15 protein-coding genes are annotated in these 17,350 nt (G+C 66.7%); 8 read left to right on the top strand and 7 right to left on the bottom strand.

Features of this window, described 5'->3' with window-relative positions:
- Nucleotides 1-398 precede the first annotated feature (398 nt).
- From alc to ABGB08_RS24510, 3 genes are all read left to right on the top strand, one after another.
- A complete protein-coding gene (gene alc, locus ABGB08_RS24520) occupies nucleotides 399-1,466 on the top strand; it encodes an allantoicase (RefSeq protein WP_347594079.1) in 1,068 nt (355 codons plus the stop codon).
- Between the two features lie 137 nt (nucleotides 1,467-1,603).
- On the top strand, nucleotides 1,604-3,373 hold the full coding sequence (locus tag ABGB08_RS24515) for a hypothetical protein (RefSeq protein WP_347594077.1): 1,770 nt from the start codon (nucleotides 1,604-1,606) through the stop codon (nucleotides 3,371-3,373).
- A gap of 4 nt (nucleotides 3,374-3,377) precedes the next feature.
- On the top strand, nucleotides 3,378-3,668 hold the full coding sequence (locus ABGB08_RS24510) for a hypothetical protein (RefSeq protein WP_347594075.1): 291 nt from the start codon (nucleotides 3,378-3,380) through the stop codon (nucleotides 3,666-3,668).
- Nucleotides 3,669-3,677: 9 nt separating this feature from the next.
- Here ABGB08_RS24510 and ABGB08_RS24505 read toward each other — a convergent pair whose 3' ends face one another.
- Complete coding sequence (locus tag ABGB08_RS24505; protein ID WP_347594073.1) at nucleotides 3,678-4,160, bottom strand: hypothetical protein; 483 nt, start codon at nucleotides 4,158-4,160, stop codon at nucleotides 3,678-3,680.
- 536 nt (nucleotides 4,161-4,696) lie between these two features.
- Here ABGB08_RS24505 and ABGB08_RS24500 point away from each other — a divergent pair.
- Nucleotides 4,697-5,116: a cupin domain-containing protein gene (locus tag ABGB08_RS24500; protein ID WP_347594071.1), complete on the top strand. Its 420-nt coding sequence runs from the start codon at nucleotides 4,697-4,699 to the stop codon at nucleotides 5,114-5,116.
- Nucleotides 5,117-5,501: 385 nt separating this feature from the next.
- Here the strand turns inward: ABGB08_RS24500 and ABGB08_RS24495 are convergent, their stop codons facing one another.
- The 4 genes from ABGB08_RS24495 to ABGB08_RS24480 form a co-directional block, all read right to left on the bottom strand.
- Nucleotides 5,502-7,337: an ABC transporter ATP-binding protein gene (locus tag ABGB08_RS24495; protein ID WP_347594069.1), complete on the bottom strand. Its 1,836-nt coding sequence runs from the start codon at nucleotides 7,335-7,337 to the stop codon at nucleotides 5,502-5,504.
- The gene (locus ABGB08_RS24490) at nucleotides 7,337-9,166 is read right to left on the bottom strand and encodes an ABC transporter ATP-binding protein (protein WP_347594067.1); all 1,830 of its coding nucleotides are present in this window, start codon (nucleotides 9,164-9,166) and stop codon (nucleotides 7,337-7,339) included. Before ABGB08_RS24490 ends, ABGB08_RS24495 begins: the two co-directional genes overlap by 1 nt.
- 64 nt (nucleotides 9,167-9,230) lie before the next feature.
- On the bottom strand, nucleotides 9,231-10,613 hold the full coding sequence (tnpB, locus tag ABGB08_RS24485) for an IS607 family element RNA-guided endonuclease TnpB (protein ID WP_347594065.1): 1,383 nt from the start codon (nucleotides 10,611-10,613) through the stop codon (nucleotides 9,231-9,233).
- A 551-nt stretch (nucleotides 10,614-11,164) separates the two neighbouring features.
- Nucleotides 11,165-11,950, bottom strand: a complete 786-nt coding sequence (locus ABGB08_RS24480; protein WP_347594063.1) for an SDR family NAD(P)-dependent oxidoreductase — start codon at nucleotides 11,948-11,950, stop codon at nucleotides 11,165-11,167.
- Nucleotides 11,951-12,069: 119 nt separating this feature from the next.
- Between ABGB08_RS24480 and ABGB08_RS24475 the strand changes: the two genes are divergently transcribed.
- Nucleotides 12,070-12,612: a helix-turn-helix domain-containing protein gene (locus tag ABGB08_RS24475; protein ID WP_347594222.1), complete on the top strand. Its 543-nt coding sequence runs from the start codon at nucleotides 12,070-12,072 to the stop codon at nucleotides 12,610-12,612.
- Between the two features lie 8 nt (nucleotides 12,613-12,620).
- On the opposite strand, the gene ABGB08_RS24470 is transcribed toward ABGB08_RS24475, so the two are convergent.
- Nucleotides 12,621-12,884, bottom strand: a complete 264-nt coding sequence (locus ABGB08_RS24470; RefSeq protein ID WP_347594061.1) for a hypothetical protein — start codon at nucleotides 12,882-12,884, stop codon at nucleotides 12,621-12,623.
- A gap of 141 nt (nucleotides 12,885-13,025) precedes the next feature.
- On the opposite strand from ABGB08_RS24470, the gene ABGB08_RS24465 reads away from it, so the two are divergent.
- The 3 genes from ABGB08_RS24465 to ABGB08_RS24455 all read left to right on the top strand — a co-directional run bounded on the left by ABGB08_RS24465 (nucleotide 13,026) and on the right by ABGB08_RS24455 (nucleotide 16,848).
- Nucleotides 13,026-14,309 carry a MucR family transcriptional regulator gene (locus tag ABGB08_RS24465; RefSeq protein ID WP_347594059.1) on the top strand — a complete coding sequence of 428 codons (1,284 nt, stop codon included), beginning with the start codon at nucleotides 13,026-13,028 and terminating at the stop codon, nucleotides 14,307-14,309.
- A gap of 636 nt (nucleotides 14,310-14,945) precedes the next feature.
- A complete protein-coding gene (locus tag ABGB08_RS24460) occupies nucleotides 14,946-16,298 on the top strand; it encodes a hypothetical protein (RefSeq protein ID WP_347594057.1) in 1,353 nt (450 codons plus the stop codon).
- Between the two features lie 37 nt (nucleotides 16,299-16,335).
- A complete protein-coding gene (locus ABGB08_RS24455) occupies nucleotides 16,336-16,848 on the top strand; it encodes a hypothetical protein (protein ID WP_347594055.1) in 513 nt (170 codons plus the stop codon).
- 1 nt (nucleotide 16,849) lies between these two features.
- Here the strand turns inward: ABGB08_RS24455 and ABGB08_RS24450 are convergent, their stop codons facing one another.
- Nucleotides 16,850-17,290, bottom strand: a complete 441-nt coding sequence (locus ABGB08_RS24450) for a hypothetical protein (protein ID WP_347594053.1) — start codon at nucleotides 17,288-17,290, stop codon at nucleotides 16,850-16,852.
- Nucleotides 17,291-17,350: the final 60 nt, after the last annotated feature.

Below are 17,350 nucleotides of genomic sequence, written 5' to 3'. Positions count from 1 at the left end.
GGCATTCGCACGCACCGCGCCATTCGCGAAGCTCCCACTCCGGACAGTCACCATGATCACGCAGAACTGTGCCCGTCGTTCGCGCTCGGGCGCAGCACTCCATTTGCGACGGTCTCGCTCAGGGCCAGCCAACGTGGTCACCCACGGTCGTGCCTGTCTTTCGTGCTCGGGCGCAGCATGCCATTCACGACGGCCGCGCTCTGGACCAGCCAGCATGATCACCCACGGTCGTGCCTGTTTTTCGCGGTCGGGCGCAGCATGCCATTCACGACGGCCGCGCTCTGGACCAGCCAACATGATCACGCAGGACTGTCGCCCGGCCCGCTGTAGTGCCGGGGGCAGCGCACCAATCACGACCGCACTCGGTTGGGCGGACATGACCAACCTTGGAGGCACCAATGGCTGATTTCACGAAATTTCCGGACTTGGCGTTGCGGACGTATGGAGGCGCCGTCATCGCCGCCAACGACGAATCCTTCGCCGAACGCGAAGCTCTCATCCGCCCCGGAAACCCGCTCTTCCAAGCCCACACCTTCGGCTCCAAAGGCCAGGTCTACGACGGCTGGGAAACCCGCCGCCGCCGCGCCCCCGGCTTCGACTGGGCGATCATCCGCCTCGGCCTCCCCGGCGTGATCAAAGGCATCGTGATCGACACCGCCTGGTTCAAGGGCAACTACCCGCCGTACGCCTCCGTCGAAGCCTGCGCCGCCGACGGCCACCTCGCCCCCGTCGAACTCACCGACTGGGTGGAAATCGTCCCCAAAGCCGCCCTGGACGGCGACACGGCCCACGAATTCGAGGTCGCCGACCCCCGCCGCTTCACCCACGTCCGCCTGAACATCTTCCCCGACGGCGGCGTCGCCCGCCTCCGCGTCCACGGCGAGGTCGTCCCCGACCCCCGCTTCCTCACCGGCCTCACCATCGACCTGGCCGCCCTCCAGAACGGCGCGACCATCGTCGCCTGCTCCAACGAGTTCTACTCCACCCCCGCCAACGTCATCGCCCCCGGCCTGCCCCGCAACCAGTCAGAAGGCTGGGAAACCGCCCGCCGCCGCGACAACGCCAACGACTGGCTGATCGTCCGCCTCCCCGCCCCCGGCCGCGTCGCCATCGCCGAACTCGACACCACCAACCTCCTCTTCAACGCCCCCGGCTGGGCCGCCATCACCGCCACCGACTCCCGCGCCGAAATCCCCCCCACCACCGCGAAGTGGTTCCCCCTCCTCCCCAAAACCCGCCTCCAACCCGACACCCCCCACCGCTTCCGCCTCGACAGCCCCCGCAAAATCACCCACGCCCGCCTCGACATCTACCCCGACGGCGGCCTCTCCCGCCTCCGCCTCCTCGGCACCCTCACCGAAAAAGCCGAACGCGACCTAACCACCCGCTACACCACCCTGACCAGGAACCCCCCGCACGGCCAGGTTGACGGAGTTTCTCGGATGCTGAGACGCACAGGTGCTTGATCGCAAGCATTGAAGACGATCGGACTGGCACTCACCCATGTAGCCCCATAGCAACTCTTTAAGTACCTGGGACTCCATGTCGTTGGTCTTGCGGACCACCAGGGCCTGGCTGATTAGTCTCTGGTGCGGGAGGCGCGGTGGCCGAGTTCATGGGGATGGACCCAGCCGGGGTGCAAGCGTTGATCCGGCGGCTGGAATCGGGGAAGAGCGTTCTGGCGGGGGTGCGGCCGGGGTTGGAGGCCGCGATCGCCGAGGCGGGCGCGGATTGGGCCGGTGCGGGCGGGGTTACGGCGATGCACCGGGCGTGGGCGTTCTTTCATGACTCGCAGGCGGACTTGCGGTGGCGTCTTGAGGTTCTGCAGCAGGTGCTGCCCGAACGGCCGCTCGGGCTGACGACGGTGAGTTTGCCATTCGCGAGCCAGGAGCAGGCAGCTGCGGCGGGGAAGCGCGCGGGTACGGCATTGGCCGACGTGCTGGCCGCCCACCTGAATGAGGACACGCTGCGGTCTTGGGCGAAGGTGGATGCGGAACTGGCAGCCGCCGGTCTCGACGAGACGCGTGATCCCGCCTACGCGGCGGCGTTCCTACACGCGCTGGGCGGGGTCGAGACGGTGCACACGATCTTCGGGAAGTGGATGGATTTCCACGCCGCGGGCCCGCGCCGCGGTCTTCGCGCGGAGGTATGGGACACGGCACAGGAGTCCCTGGGGGCGTTGGCGATCGCCTTCACCACTGCGGAGGCATCCGGCCGTCTTCCGGCGGGCTGGCGGGAAAACGTGCTGGCGCACGCCGATCCAGCCACCTTGTCGGCCATGGTGGCGCTCGCCCGCCCCTCCGGGGCCTTCCTCAACGAGGTCGGCGTTCGCCAGTTCGGCTCGCGTGCCACAGGTTCGGCGCCCCTCATGATGGGCCCGGACTGGAACAGTGTCCTGGTTTTACGCGCCTATACCGTCAACTCCGGGGCTTTGCAGAAGCTCCTGGCCGAGCACGAGGAGATAGCCGGGCAGTTGCTGCGGCCGGAGTTGGTCCGGGGTAGTGGGACCAGCGAATTCTCTGCCCTGCTCGCCACGGCCTTGGATCGCGCGCTGGACCCCGGCATCGGCTCGGCGGCGACGCGGGAGAGGGCCTGGGTCAACCTGATCAATGGGGTCGGCTATGACGGCACGGAGGATCCTGCAGGTCATTTCGCCTCATTCAGGGACTCCTCGCTCAATAAGGTGCTGGCAGAGCGGCTGGCTCCCTATCTGGGCGAACTGGCCCGTGGTCAAGTTCAGGCGACGTCTCCTGAGCTGGGCATTGTCCCGCACGGTGTGTGGAAGGGCCTGCACGAGGACGTGGCGGCTCGTTTTGTTGGCGCGCTCATGCTGGACCCCGCCGCCGCCAAGCGATTGCAGGCCGACTTCCAGGCTTATGTCCAGCGTCTTGAAATCGGCAAGGTGCATCCTTTCAACCCTGACCCGGAGAAGCGTGCCAGATACACTCGCGTGAGCGCTGAGGCAGGTGGTCTCTCCAACCTGCTGCTGGGTGGTTCCACCTACGCGGAGTTCAGCGACGACGAGTTCCTCGACGCGTTCAGCGACGCCGCTCTGCTGCCGGTGACTTTCGGCGTCAACTGGGCCGCCAAGAAGGCCACACCGCTAGATAGCACCGCCATCGATCACGCTACGAGTGGCCCGAAAGGCGCGCTGGCTGATCTCGTCCAGGATTATCTGGGCTCACGAACCTCGGACACGGCTGACGTCGTCGCCGGGAGGATCATCGACCTGGAGATGCAGGAACTGCAGGACTCGCTGGCACGGCATGGACATGATCCACTCACGATTGAAGATTGGGAACTGCTCCGGCAGGCATTCCAAGGACGCCTCTACCCTGCGCTGGTAAAGGCTCTCCAAGCCCGGGGAGGATGAGATCGTGGCGGACAATCCACACCGGATTCTTCAGGAGGCCGCGGAGAAGGAGGCTCTGGCGACGATTTTCGAAAGCCGTGCCGGAGAGCTTGAGCTAGTTTTCAAGGGCATCCCCCTAGCATCAGGGAGCAGCGATGGCTACTGGCTCGGAGTCGCTGCGGACAGATTCGCCAACGTGGCACGTCCTCTCGACGCGGGGATTGCCGAGCTTATCGAGACTTGCCGGGCGACCGCGCGGAATCTTCGGCGGACGGCCGAACACCTTCGCGCGACCGCGATGCTGCCCACGCCCTGACAGCGACTGTCACTCCTCGGGCTTGATGCAATCGGTCTTACCGACGATCAGGATGTGCGGTTCGGTAATCCGTGCTGCGACCATGAATGTCACTGCGGATTCGGGCTTGTGGAAGACGGCCACGGACAGGTCGTTGTCCCAAAAATCAAGATCGTCAACTAGTTTGTCGTAGCTCATCACGCCAAGCTGGGCTTGTACGGCCCCCGCCGCGGCACCAGGATCTGGCCGTTCTGGGTTGAGGAAGTTCGCTTGCGCGCGAAAGAACCGTTGTTTCGACCCAGGGACACAGGCGGTGTCTGAATCCTTCTCGGCTTTTTCGGTTATCCGGAACTGCCCCACGCGTTGGATCAGGTAAGACGCGAGAAGTTCTTCCCCATCGGTCACCAAATTTTGGGTCGCCATCGCGAGTGTTGGCGGTTGCGCTTCGGAGCACCCCGTCAGCATGACCAAACAGACTCCAGCTGCGGCGATTCGGGAAGCCAGCTTCACCATCCGGACATTACCTGAATCGCCGCGTGCGCTGGAGGAGTTAGCCGAACGTGCGCGGCTCCGCGAAGGCAGGCGGGAGCCGTACCGATGAGCGAGAACCAGCCTCGATGACTCAAGCTTTGGTCGGCCTGGCTGAGCGGATTCCGGCCCGCGGGGATTTCTACCTGATCATCGTATTCATGTTTCACAGCGGCATGCTGTCCCTCCCGAAAGCGTTCGGGTGAGCGACGGATTCCGAAGTGGCCCGTCGGTGCCCTCGCTGGCCCCGTAGGTGATCCTGAGTTTCAGGTAGTTAGACTGAACGAGACGGTCATGAGGGTGCGGACGTGGCGGGCGGCGCTGTCCCGTGGTCGCCGCCACCGTACCGACGGCGCGGGCGTCAGCGCGGTGAGCACCTGTTGCCCGGGCGGGTATCCATCGGGGCTGAAACCTGTTTCATGGCAGCGAGAGCGTGGCCTCGGTGTCGTATCGTTGGCGCGCTATCGAAAGGGCCGCACGTGATTGCCTCTGAAGACGGATTCCACCGCAGTCTGTACCAGGTGAAGCATGAGTCCCTGTCTGGGCAGACGGCGCAGACCGAGGGCATGCGGCGACTGGAGGCGGTGTCCGGTCGGACCGTTGGCTCGGAGAACCTGTGGATGGGGCAGACCCACGTCGCACCGGCCACCGCGTCCGCCAACCACCACCACGGCCGCTCCGAGACCGGGATCTACGTGGTCAGCGGCCATCCGCAGTTCGTCTTCCTCGACGAGACCGACGACGGCGAGCCACGCGAGACCACGCTGCGCACCGGTCCCGGTGACTACATCTATGTTCCGCCGTGGGTGCCGCACCGCGAGGAGAACCCCGACTCCGAAGAGGAAGCTGTGGTCGTCATCGCGCGCACCACACAGGAGGCGATCGTCGTCAACCTGCCAGACCTGCGCTGGATCGGCCCTGTCGGGACGACCTCGCTCTGACGTCGGCCAATTATGATCGAGCTCATTCGTCGCATCACAGGCGAACCAAGGACGTCCAGCTACCGCCACGCGAGCCGCTTGTCTCACCTATTCGAGGCGTGATCGCCGCAGTTGTTGATCACCAGCATGGCCGATCTTCAGGCGGGTCTGGTTGCCCACGGAGGCCGTGGGCGGCGAAAGACTAGCGATCGCAAGAAAACCGGGGAGTCCTGGAGATACCGCCGCCGCCTTCCGCGCGGGCGAATGACTCTCGCAGGCGGGGCGGGGCGGGGGGATCGGCGCGGCGTCACCTCCGGCCCGCTTCTGCGCTACATGTGAGTGACCCTCGCAGGCGGGGCGGATCGGGGGCACGCGCCAAGCCATGGTCACTCGGCGGCGCGGCCTGCTATCGCGGCGCCGGGCTGCTGCCGACGGGGACGAATCCGGTGCCGGCCCGGTAGTTGGGGGACTGGTGGCGGAAGTAGGTGTTGTAGACCTGGCAGTAGCGGCCTCCGCTAGCCAGGAGGGTTGCGTGGTCGCCCTCCTCCACGATCTGGCCGTGGTCCAGCACGATGATGCGGTCGACGTGTTCGATCGTGGACAGCCGGTGCGCGATGACGATCGAGGTCCGGCCAGCCAGCACCAGGTCGAGCCCTTCTTGGATCTGAGCTTCGGTCAGTGGGTCGACGCTGGCCGTGGCCTCGTCCAGGACCACGATTGCCGGATCCTGGATGAGCAGGCGGGCCAGGGCGACGAGTTGGCGTTGGCCCATGGACAGGGCGCGGCCGTGCTCGCCGACGTCGGTGCGCAGGTCGTGGGGCAGGGCGTCGAGCCAGTCGCCGCCTCCGACGGCCGCGGCGGCGGTGAGCACCTCCTCGTCGTCGGCCTCGGGTCTCGGGTAGCGGATGTTGTCGGCGACCGTGCCGCTGAACAGGAACGGGACTTGCGGGACCGCGCCGATCTGCCTGCGGTAGCCGGCCAGGTCCAGGGTGCGGACGTCACGATCGTCGATCAGCAGGCGGCCTTCCTGGAACTCGTAGAAGCGGGTGATCAGCTTGCTGAGCGTCGACTTGCCCGCGCCGGTGTGGCCGACGAGCGCCACGGTCTCACCGGCTTCGATGATCAGGTTGAAATCCCGGAGCACGGGATTGGCCGGATCGTAGCCGAAGGTGACGTCCTGGAACTCGATGCGGCCCGCCAGCGTCCCGGCGGGCTCCGCGGCGGTCTGCACCACGCGGGGCGGGGCGTCGATCAACGCGAAGACCCGCTCTGAAGCGGACAGGCCCTGCTGGAACTGGGACCAGAAGGCGGCGATGGACGTCAGCGGGAACCAGAAGAGCGACACCCCTTGAAGGAAGAGATACCAGTCACCGGCGGACAGGCCGCCCGCGAGCACCGCTGTGCCGCCCAGGTGCACGAGCGCGACCGTCGCCAGCCCGGCCACCAGGAAGAGCACCGGGAAGATGGTGGAGAAGACGAATCCCTGCTTGAGCGTCACCTGGTAGCTCTGCCGGTTGATGGGCCGGAACTCGTCGTAGACCTGCTGCTCCTGGCGGAAGTTCTTGGCCACCGCGATGCCGCCCATGGTCTCCTGCAGGTTGGCGTTGACCCGGCTCAGCGAGCGCTGCGCCCTGCGGGTGCTGGCCCTGGCCAGGCGCCGGAAGAGCAGCGCCAGGCCCATCACGACCGGCACCACCAGCAGGGTCAGCAGGGCGAGCTCGACGCTGCGCAGGAACAGCAGGACCGTGACGAAACCCACCATCAGCACCTGGCTGATCAGGTCCATCGTCAGCGTGGACACCGTGGCGAAGTCGTCGGTGTCGGACGTCACCCGGCTGACGATCCGGCCTGACGGCGTCTCGTCGTAGAACGAGAGATCGCGCTCCAGCACCGCGTCGAACGCGTCTTCGCGCAGGCTGAGGACGACGTCGCCGGTGACTCTCGCGCTGTAGGCCTGCCGCACGAAGTTGAACAGCCAGCCGAGCGCGCCCGCGAGCAGGAGCGCCGCCGTGAGCTGCCAGCCCACCTCGGCGATCGTGCCGTCCTCGATCGCGTCCACACCCCAGCTGGCCACCAGCGGCATGGCCGCCTGGCTCGTCGAGGCCAGCACGATCATGACGGCCACCAGGAACATCGCACCAAGCTTCGGCCGGAAGTATGACGCGATCCGGCGGAGCAGGTCACGGTCGCGGTAGCTGCGGTCGTAATCTTCGGCGTCGAGGCCGTCCATGAGGAAGCCCATCAGCGCGCCCCTCCCTGCTCGCTCGCCAGGACCGGCGCCCCGGCCGTGTCCGTGACTTCGTCGTAGTGGGCGAAGATGCGCCGGTAAAGGCGGCTGCGCGTCAGCAGCTCGTCGTGCGTGCCGTAGTCGACCAGTTCGCCGCGCCTGAGCAGCAGCACCTTGTCCGCCCAGCGGATCTGGGAGAGCCGATGGGTGATCATGAGCGTGGTGCGGCCGTCGAGAACGCGGCCGATCGCCTGCTGGATCTTGTCTTCGGTGGCGGAGTCGATGGCGCTGGTCGAGTCGTCGAGCACGAGGATCGCCGGGTCGGTCAGCAGCGCCCGCGCGATGGCCAGGCGCTGGCGCTGGCCTCCCGAAAGAGTGACGCCGCGCTCGCCGATGACCGTGTCGTAGCCGTCGTCGAGTTCGGCGACGAACTCGGCGGCCTGGGCGTCCTCCGCCGCCCTGACCACGGACTCGCGATCGGCCCGCTGGCCTTGACTGAAGGCGATGTTCTCGGCCACCGACCGGGAGAAGAGCACGATGTCCTGCTCGATGGTGGAGATCTGGGAACGCAGCGAGTCGAGATCCCAGTCACGCACGTCGACGCCGTCCACGAGGATCCGGCCCGAGGTGACGTCGTAGATCCGGGGGACCAGCTTCGTCAGCGTGCTCTTGCCCGAACCGGTCTCGCCGACGATCGCCACCGTCTCACCCGGGCGCACGGTGAACGTCACCCCGCGCAGCACCGGTTCCCCCTCCTCGTGGCCGAACGTCACGTCCTCGAAGACGATCTCGCCGCTGATGGGCGCCGCGTGGCCGTCGGCCCGCTGCTCCAGCTCCGTCTCGGAGTTGACGATGCTCAGGATCCTGCGCGCAGACACGATCCCGATCTGCAGCAGCGAGAAAGTGAAGATCGACATCTGCGTAGGGAAGCCCAGCATGCCCATGAGCCCCATGAAGGCGACCACCTCACCGATAGTGATCGCCCCCGAGCCCTGAAGGGAGAGGGCGTGCCACAGTGCCCCTGCCATCGCGAAGGCGAACAGGAGAGTGGGCAGGTAGCGGGCCTGGACGAGACCGTTGCGGACGAAAGAGTCACGATAGAGGCGCGCTTGGGACCGGAACCGCCACCGCTCCTGCCCCTCCTGCGCGGTCACTTTGATGACCTCAATGCCGCGCACCGCCTGGCTCAGCTCCGCGTTCAGGTCGCCGAACTGCTCGCGCATGCGGGTCGCCACCGGGTTGAGCTGCCGCATGTAATGCCAGAGCGAGATGGCGAAGGCGACCGCGAAGACTCCGGGAACCAGCAGGAGGCGCGGGTCGATCAGGCCGATGAAGAAGAAGGGCACCAGGCCGTTGAGGCCGGAGTCGACGATCAGATCGGCGCCCGGCGTGACCATGATGGAGAGCTGCCGGATGTCATTGGCGGCCCGGGCCATGAGATCGCCGACCCGCTGCCGGTTGTGGAAGGTCTGGCTCTTGCCGAGCAGGCTCACATAAAGCTCGTCACGGGCGTCGCGCTCCAGCCGCTTGGCCAGAACCTCACTCGACAACCGCGCGATGAGGTCGAACAGGCCACGGACCGCCACGATCGCCAGGAGTGTGAGCGCGATCAGGCCCAACGCGGACGACGGCTCCCCCCGCTCGCCCAGCACGGCGTCGAAAGCCACCCCGGTGAGCTGCGGAACCGCGGCGTTGAGCACCACCATGACCAGCGACCCGCCAAGGAATCCGACCAGATGCATCGGATGGCGGCGCAGATGGGACCAGAGCCAGCGCACCGGCCCACGCCGGTCATACGCCGGACCCGAAACGGAGAACTCCGAACTGCTGGTCGTCACAGGCACGGCTCTCCCCAGCCCCCAGATCCGCGACAACGTAGGAACTGTTCCGACCTCCGACAGTTTCCGTTCACTGAGTTTCACTGTTTCTCAGCGATCCGTCCATTGCTGGGCGGAGGTCCCCGTCTGATCTGGGCGGTGCCCGGTGCGGGGTAGACGTTTCACGGCCACCGGCCCCGGCAGGCGGGGTCTTATGGTCGGCTCCACGTCCGTTTGGCGTCTCCGGGCCACTCCCGGCGACGGTCTGCTTCACCAGGGAAGCCAGATTGAGCGCGGCGTTGACGTCGCGATCAACGATCAGGCCGCAGCCGGTACAGGTGTAGGTGCGTTCCGACAGGGCGAGTTTGGCTTTCACCGCGCCACATCCGGAACACGTCTTGCTGGAGGCGAACCAGCGGCCGGCCACCACCAACCGGCCGCCGCCCCACGCCGTCTTGTAGGCGAGCTGGCGGCGGATCTCGGCGAACCCGGCGTCGGAGATCGCGCGGGCCAGCCGCCGGTTCTTCACCATCCCGGCGATGTGGAGGTCTTCGACCACCAGCGTGCCGTACTCGCCCGCCAGGCCGGTGGTGAGCTTGTGGATGGCATCGCGGCGCAGCGCGGCCACCCGATAGTGGACCCGGTTGCGGGCGGCATTGGTCTTTCGCCACCGGCCGGACGGTTTCTGTCCGGTACGCCGGTCCGGGCCCTGCTTGCGGGAGACCGCGCGGGACAGGCGGCGCAGTTTGCGTGAGGCGGCGGCAAGGTGCCGGGGGTTGGCGGCGGGTGGGCGGCCGTCGGAGTAGACGGCGAGGGTTCTGATCCCGAGGTCCACTCCGACCACGGCCTCCGGTCGCGCGGGGGTTGCCTCGGGGCGTTCGATCTGGACGGAGAAGGACACCAGCCAGCGCCCGGCTTCCAGCCGGACGGTGGCCGAGCGGATCTTCGCGGTGCCCGCCTCGATCCGGCGGGCCAGCTTACGGGTGGACTCGTGGGTTTTGATCCGCCCCAGCACCGGCAGCACCACATGGGTCCGGCCGTCCAAGCGGATCCCTCCGGTGGTGAACCGCACCGACATGGCCTTCTTACGTTTGGACCGGAACCGGGGAAAGCCCACCTTCGGACCCTTACGGGCGCCTTTCCTGGACTCACTCCAGTTCGTCAACGCGGTGGCCAGCCGGTCCAGGCCGCAGGCGTAAGCCTCTTTGGAGTTCACCGCCCACCACGGCGCGACCTCCTGCTTCGCACCGTTCCACGACTTACGCAGCGAATACATCGACCACAATAACGGCGGGGTCAGCTGAGCGTCAGGGATGCCATAGGAGCGTTCGGCCTCCCGCTGGGCCAGATTGGCCTTGACCCGCGCCAGACCCCAGTTGAAGGCCAGGCGGGCGGCACCGCAATGGGAGCGGAGCACACGTTCCTGGCGCGGCGTCGGGTCGAGCGCATACCGGTAGGCGTGGACGACCTGCATCAACCCTCCCCAGCCATGGCAAACCTATGCAAACCCATGGTGAACAAGTGACTACAGTTTACCAGCGTGATGGTGATTGACAGGCCATCTGAGCAGGGAAGAGAGACGCGTGCGCCCGTCTGGGGATCGCCTGGCGCATCATCAACAACCGGTCCAAACGATCCGAGGTTCCCGCAATCCGTCAGGATGAGCCTCGCCTTTCTCTGGCGCGCCGACCAACTCCACACCTGGCGAACCGGTCACCCCCGCCAGACCCAGGAAACCGAAAACGGATTGATAAACGCTGACGAACCCGCGCAGCTTCATTACCCCCGGCCCGCGCTCCACCAACTCTTGACCGAACACGTTCCGCAGGTGCCTAGGCTGCACGGAGTCTTGCGTGTGGCCGAGGCCGCGGCGATCCTCCGCGAGCTCGGCCATCAGATGCGGCGGGACCCGCTCTAAGTCGGCGCCGCCGTGGCATCCTCGGTCCGGCTCCCGAGCAGGCCGTGCCGCTACGACTGGGCGAGTTGGCCATCCCTCGCCCCCTCTGAGCTGATCGCGCCGGGTAGTCAGGCTGCCTTGATCGCGCCACCGTCGATCAGATAGTCAGCCCCGGCGATGCTGCCGGCGAGCGGCGAGGCCAGGTAGACAACCAGTGCGGCGACCTCGGCGGGCTCGACGAACCGGCCCGTCGTCATACCCGCCTGTCCCGGCAGTGCCCGGAGCAGCTCCTCATGCGGCACCCCCAGCCTCCTGGCCAGCTGCGCGCCGTATCCCTGTGCTCCTTCCCATATCGAGGTCAGCGACGGGCCGGGCGAGACCGTGTTGACTCGTACGCCCTGGGGCCCGAACTCCTCGTTCAGCGCCTTCCCGAACGCCGTCAGCGCCGCCTTCGCGGTCGTGTAGATGATCGGCCCAGCACTCGGCTGCCGGGCGCTGTTGGAGGAGACGTTCACGATCACGCCGCCCCGCTCGACCAGGCTGGGCAGCGCGGCCCGGGTGACACGTACCGCGCTGAGGACGTTCAGCTTGTACGTCTCCAGCCAGTACTCGTCGTCGAAGGAGAGGAACCCGCCGGTCTGCCCTTCCCCCTCGCCGCCGCCCACGTTGTTCACCAATATGTCGACGCCGCCCAGCTCGGCCATCGCCCGCTCGGCCAGCGTGGTGGCGCCGTCGGCGGTGGCCAGGTCGGCGGCCACGACGAGTGCTCCCGTCTCCTTCAGCTCGGCGGTGAGCGTACGCGCTCCGGCGACGACCCGTACTCCCTCGCTCGTCAACGCCCGAACGATCGTCAGGCCGATCCCTCTGCTGGCGCCGGTGACCACTGCGGTCTTGCCGTTCAGTCCCAGATCCATGACAGATCCCTTCCCTCCACTCGCAACATCTCCGATGCGCCGACGCTATAAGATGCAACATTGATGTTGCAAGTTTCTTCCAAACGAGGACGTTGATGTAGCCTGGCGAAGTGAGCAAGATGCGCTCGGACACTGAGCGGACCATGGGGACGATCCTGGAGGCGGCCGAACGCGTCCTCAGCCGGAACCCGGCGGCGAGCATGGAGCAGATCGCCGAGGCCGCCGGGGTCGCCCGCACGACCGTGCACCGCCGCTTCGCCTCACGCGACGCGCTCGTCGACGCGATGACCGCCTGGGCCACCCGGCGGTTCGCCGAGGCCGTCGAGTCGGCCTACACAACCACGGCTCCGGCCCTGGTCACGCTTCACCAGGTGACCGCGAACGTACTCCGCATCAAGATCGACTGGGGGTACGCGATGAGCCGGACCACCTCGGCCGATCCCGAGGTCGCACGTACGCACGCCGAGGTCCGAGACCGGTGCGACGAGATGTTCCGCAGGGCCCGCGACGCGGGCCTGTTCCGCGCTAACGCTGACCTCAACTGGGCGCGCCGCGTCTACTATGCCCTCATTCACGAGGCTGCGACGGCACCGGACGAAGGCCAGGACGCCGACGCCTTGGCCACCCGCCTCGTCGACACCTTGCTGCACGGCTTCGGCTAGAGAGCATGTCAAAAATATTGGAGCAGGTCCCGGCAGGAGCCCCGCAGCGGTTTGGCTTGGAACCCGGCGGCGGCCGAGATCGAGTCGTTGGCGGGCTTCGCCGTTCCCGGATCGTCCAGCAATCCCGCCACGACCAAGGCTGCCGGCGGCGTGACCGACCAGGGCGTGCCTTGATAGATCACCGCGCCCCACAGGTGATCGAGGGCTTCTTCCCTCGCCTCTTCGTCATCACCGGTCAACGCCCGCAAATGCGCCGGGGTGTCCGACGCCACGCCGTACGCATGGAACAGCCGCGACCACGTCGACCTCGGCTACAGCGGGTTGGGGAAGGACTCCACAGTTACCGCTCAGGAGTGCGGAGGCGGTGTCGCGCAGGCCGCACTACGCCAAACCCAGGTTGATACTCGCCTACGATGACATTCGAGCTATTGAGGGCAAGGCGGGAGATGGGCGACCAGCAGGGGCGGCCTGGGCATTGGATTCCTCCGGGGAGGCCCACTGATGTCCCGCTTGGGGTGCAGCCAGAGTCGGGCGGCAAGCTGCTGTGCCTGGAGTGTGGCCTGTGGTTTCGACAGTTGGGTCAGCATGTCGTGGCCAAGCACGATATGTCAGCCGATGACTACCGCCGTGTCTATGAGCTGCCGCGCGGGTTCGGGCTGCACTCCAGCGCCGTCAAACAGGTCCGGGCGGAGAGCCAACGTGAGCGGCTGGCCGCCGATCCGGAGTTCAAGGCCAGGCTGCGGCCCAAACGTTCCCGCGAGGAACTGGCACGACTGTCGAAGATCGCCTGGTACGAGTCGAAGGATCGTGCGGGCGTACGAGCCGCCCGACGCCAAGGCCCACCCGCGCACAACGTCGCCCAGTACGGGCACCTGGGTACCGCGGCGATGCGGGCCAACCGGGCAGCGGAGGTGGCCGAGCTGTGCCGGGCGGCCGGCTTCGCGAGCATCGAAGAGGTCTTCACCGAGAAGGCGGCGCTCAGCAACCGGGAGATCGCCGAGTTGATGGGCATGTCCAAGGGGCGCGTGGACAAGCTGCGCCGTCGCCTCGGCTTCGATGCGCCGGGGCGGTGGGCCAAGGACTACGTGGTCAAACATCCCTCGATGCTGCCGCCGATCCCGGCCAAGGAACTGGCCGCGGTGCCGTACGGCACGCAACCGGTCAAGGACGGCTATCCGCTGTGCCTGGAGTGCGGGCGCTGGTTCAAAAGGCTGGATCAGCACATCGCGGTGATGCACGGGCTGAATGTGGCCGACTACTACGCCCGGCACGGCATCGACCCGCACGAGGCCCGGGCTCGTGAGCTGGGTTACGCTTCCCTGGCCGATCTGCTGGCCGCCACCGCCGACTGGAACGGCACCGACCTGGGCAAGCTGCTGGGCGTCACCACCCGCAAGACACGCGAACTGCGCCACCGCCACGGCCTCACCCCTCCACGTGGCGCCCGCCCGGTCGGCTTCGTGCCCAAGACGCCGCGCCCGCACCCACCCTTGTCGGCGGCGGAGCTGGCGGCCGTGCCGTACGGCGAACAGCCCGACCGCGACGGCCAGCTGCTGTGCCTGGAATGCGGCGAATGGACGCGAGGTGCTGGCGCTCACGTGCGATGGAAGCACGGCATCGGTGCAGCGGAGTACCGCGCCCGCCACGGCCTGCCCGCCGACACCAAACTGCATCGCCGCCTGGGAGCCAGCTCGTGACCCTCATGCCGCTGGACGCGTCGGCCCTCCTGCCCTGCGAGTAGGGCACCACCGTACCCAGCCGGGTGATTTCACCCTGTGGTCACGGCCACCAGATCAGCCGCCAGCCGGCGATTCCGGACACGATCAGGGTCTTAACGGCGGACCTGCCTTATACCACGAGGCCCTCGGCTCCAGCCCACCGGCTCGTTCAAGGTACGCGGCGCGCCCACCGCCCTGAAGGCCATGCCCCAAGGCGTGGCGGCGGTGACCGCGAGCGCGGGCGACCACGGTCTCGCCATGGCCTGCGACGCCAGGCCCGATTCAGCTCCTTCTGTTCGCCAAACGAGTAGGGCTCCGGCATCGGCTTGCCGTCCCCCCCGCGCGTGGAGAAAGTCCGCATGCCTTCCGAGCGTGGGAGATCCGCGTCGTTGACAAGCGGCGACTCGGGGGCGAGCGGTGTACGCCGGGATCGCTTGCGGCGGTCCCGGCAGGAAATGAGGAGATCGAAGATTATAATGCCCTGCGGCTCCAGCGGCTCGTATCTATAGTGGAATACGAGGACTCTATGGTGGGCTCGCGGCCGAGGGGGCAGCGTTGATGCCGACGGGAACCGGGCCACTGTCACCCGATTTCAGCGGGATCGATCCTGATCTGATGGAAGATTTCATCACGGCTCTCGAGCAGGGCAGGGATGTGATCGGTGCGGAGTCCGAGAGGATCCGTCAGCTTCTTGTGTCGGCCGAGTTGCCGACGGCCGGGTTGCAGCCGATCAGGCAGATCGAGGGCTGGATCGGGGAGGAGTTGCCGCGGCTGCGGCGGCGTGTTGAGATCATCCGGGCGGGGGACGCGCTGGCGTGGTTGCCGGGGCAGGGGCTGGTCGCCTACGACGAGGGCAAGGTGCGGCTGCCAGCGGAGTCCAGGAAAGCGGGGACCGCGCTGGGCGCACGTGTCGCGGAACTGGGCCCGCCCGGTTATTGGACGAGCGTGGCGGACCGGGAGCTGGCCGCCGGGTTGATCGCGGAACTGGAGGCCGGTGAAGACGACCCCGACTTCACTGCCGCCTTCTTCGCCGCCCTGGGCGTGGAGAAGGTTCTCAGCCTTCCCTCCGTGCTGCGCCAGAACGAATTCTTGATCGATCCCCCGGCCGTGCTCAGCCCGCTGCGGTCTGATGAGCGGATGCTTCGTATCCTCAGCGTGGCGTTCGGCACGGCGGTGACCGGGGGTGCGAAGGTTCCCGGGTTCGCTGAGATCATGGACAGGGTGCGGCGGGCGGCGCCGCGGGAACGGCAGGGCGCGGGCCTGCTCATCGGCGCGGGAAAGTTTCCCGCCGAATGGCTGGCAGGGCTGGTGACGGCGTGGGGAGGCATGGTCCAGCCGAAGAGGGTGCACGACGGGGTCATTCAGGCGTTGGGCAACAATCCCGAGGCGGCTCGGCTTGCCGTCCGGGAGGCCGTCGGCCCATACACGGAAGATCAGTCGAACCTGACGGAGCTCATCACCGGGCTCAACGAGAGATCCCGGCAGGGGCCTTTCGATGACATCATGCCGGACGCGTTCGGCCGTATGCTCGCCGCTGTCGCGGGGGTGTACGGCCAGCGGGACAGCAGGGAATCGGCCGTGTTCGCCTACACCGTGATGACCACACTTTCGCATGTGCAAATCAGCGATGGAACCCGGGTGCACCTGTCGGAGTTGGCCGGCGCGTACGCCGTCGAGATCACCGAAGGCGCCACCATCAGCGACGCGAACATGACCCACGACAGTTCGCTGGAGCCCACCCGGTCGGCTCTGGGTCTGGGCTCGGCTTTCACCTTGAGCCCAGAGGACACGTACCACTTCCTCAAGACCTTCGCCGACTCGGCCGCGCATCTCGCGCCGTTTGAGGAGGGAATGGGACGGCTTTCCCAGCGTCTGCTTGCCGACGAGCTGGCTGCGGTGACGAAGACCAAGGACGCCAACGGTTTGGAAGGCACGCTCAAAGTCCTGGGCAATGTCAGCGGGTTTTGAACATGCCGCCGCTCATCAGGTCCAGGGTGACCTGGACATGTTCGATGAGCGGAACAAGAAACTGCAAGGATTTGTGTTCAACAGCGTGCTGAGTGCCGGCGGTCTGGTCGTGCCTGGGGCCGTGGCCGGTCAGGTCGTCTGGCTGGCGGTGACCACCGGATTCTCAGCCAAGGACGCCTTCGGGTCCGCCGAGGCGACCCGCGTGGGCAAGCTGAACGCGGACATCGGCAATGCGACACTCGGCCGCCAGCACACGTTCGCCCAGATGCTGATGAGCAATGGTGTCACCCCGAAGGTGACCCCCGCCGACTTTCAGGCCGCTGAGCCGCAGCTTGTCGGCGTCGCCAATGAGAACGGCGACCTGAAACCCTTTTCCGAACTTCTCAAACAGGGCAACCGTGGACTTGAAGCGTTCGAGAAATGGGCTACCGCCAACGGCATGGGCAATGCCGACAGGCTCTCGGTGGGCAACCTGTCCGAGGTCATGGCGGGCTGGTTCGAGGGCAGCCAGACCAGGGGTATGCTGCGGGCGGGTGCTTACGATAGGTGAGTTATCGGGCGGGTAGGCACTCGGTTTCCCCTCTCACCTTGTATTGCCCGTCCCCTGTTGACTCTAGAACGAGGGCTGTTCTGAATTCCTCGCTGGCGAGGCGGATGGGAGCGTTACCTCGATCCTCCACAATCCGATAAGGCGCGACGCGTGAAAGAACGGCCACCAGAACGGTGTTCAGCCCGTCCGCAGTCATGTGGGGCACGGAATCCGCGCCGGTCGCCGCGAAGGATTGTTTCGCCCTGCCCTCGCCACAGGGAAGATCACGTCCGCCTGGATCGGTGATCTGAACGTTCAGGGCATGGACTTCCTTCATCAGCTCGGTGATGTGGAGCTTGAGCGCCTGGCCCGCGTCGGTGGCGGTGGGCTCGGGTTCCGCACACCCGGCCCCCAGGAGAACCAGCGCGCAAATCGTGACGCCAAGCCGTATCAAAAACGCCATGAAGTCTCCCAGAGAGCCGGTCAGCTTACATAATGGCGAACTGAAAGACCTGGCGTGCCC

The organism is Acrocarpospora sp. B8E8 (assembly GCF_039871605.1).
Classification (GTDB): Bacteria; Actinomycetota; Actinomycetes; order Streptosporangiales; family Streptosporangiaceae; genus Acrocarpospora; species Acrocarpospora macrocephala.
Note: the sequence above shows the minus strand (reverse complement) of the source record. Positions and strands in the feature narration are given on the sequence as shown.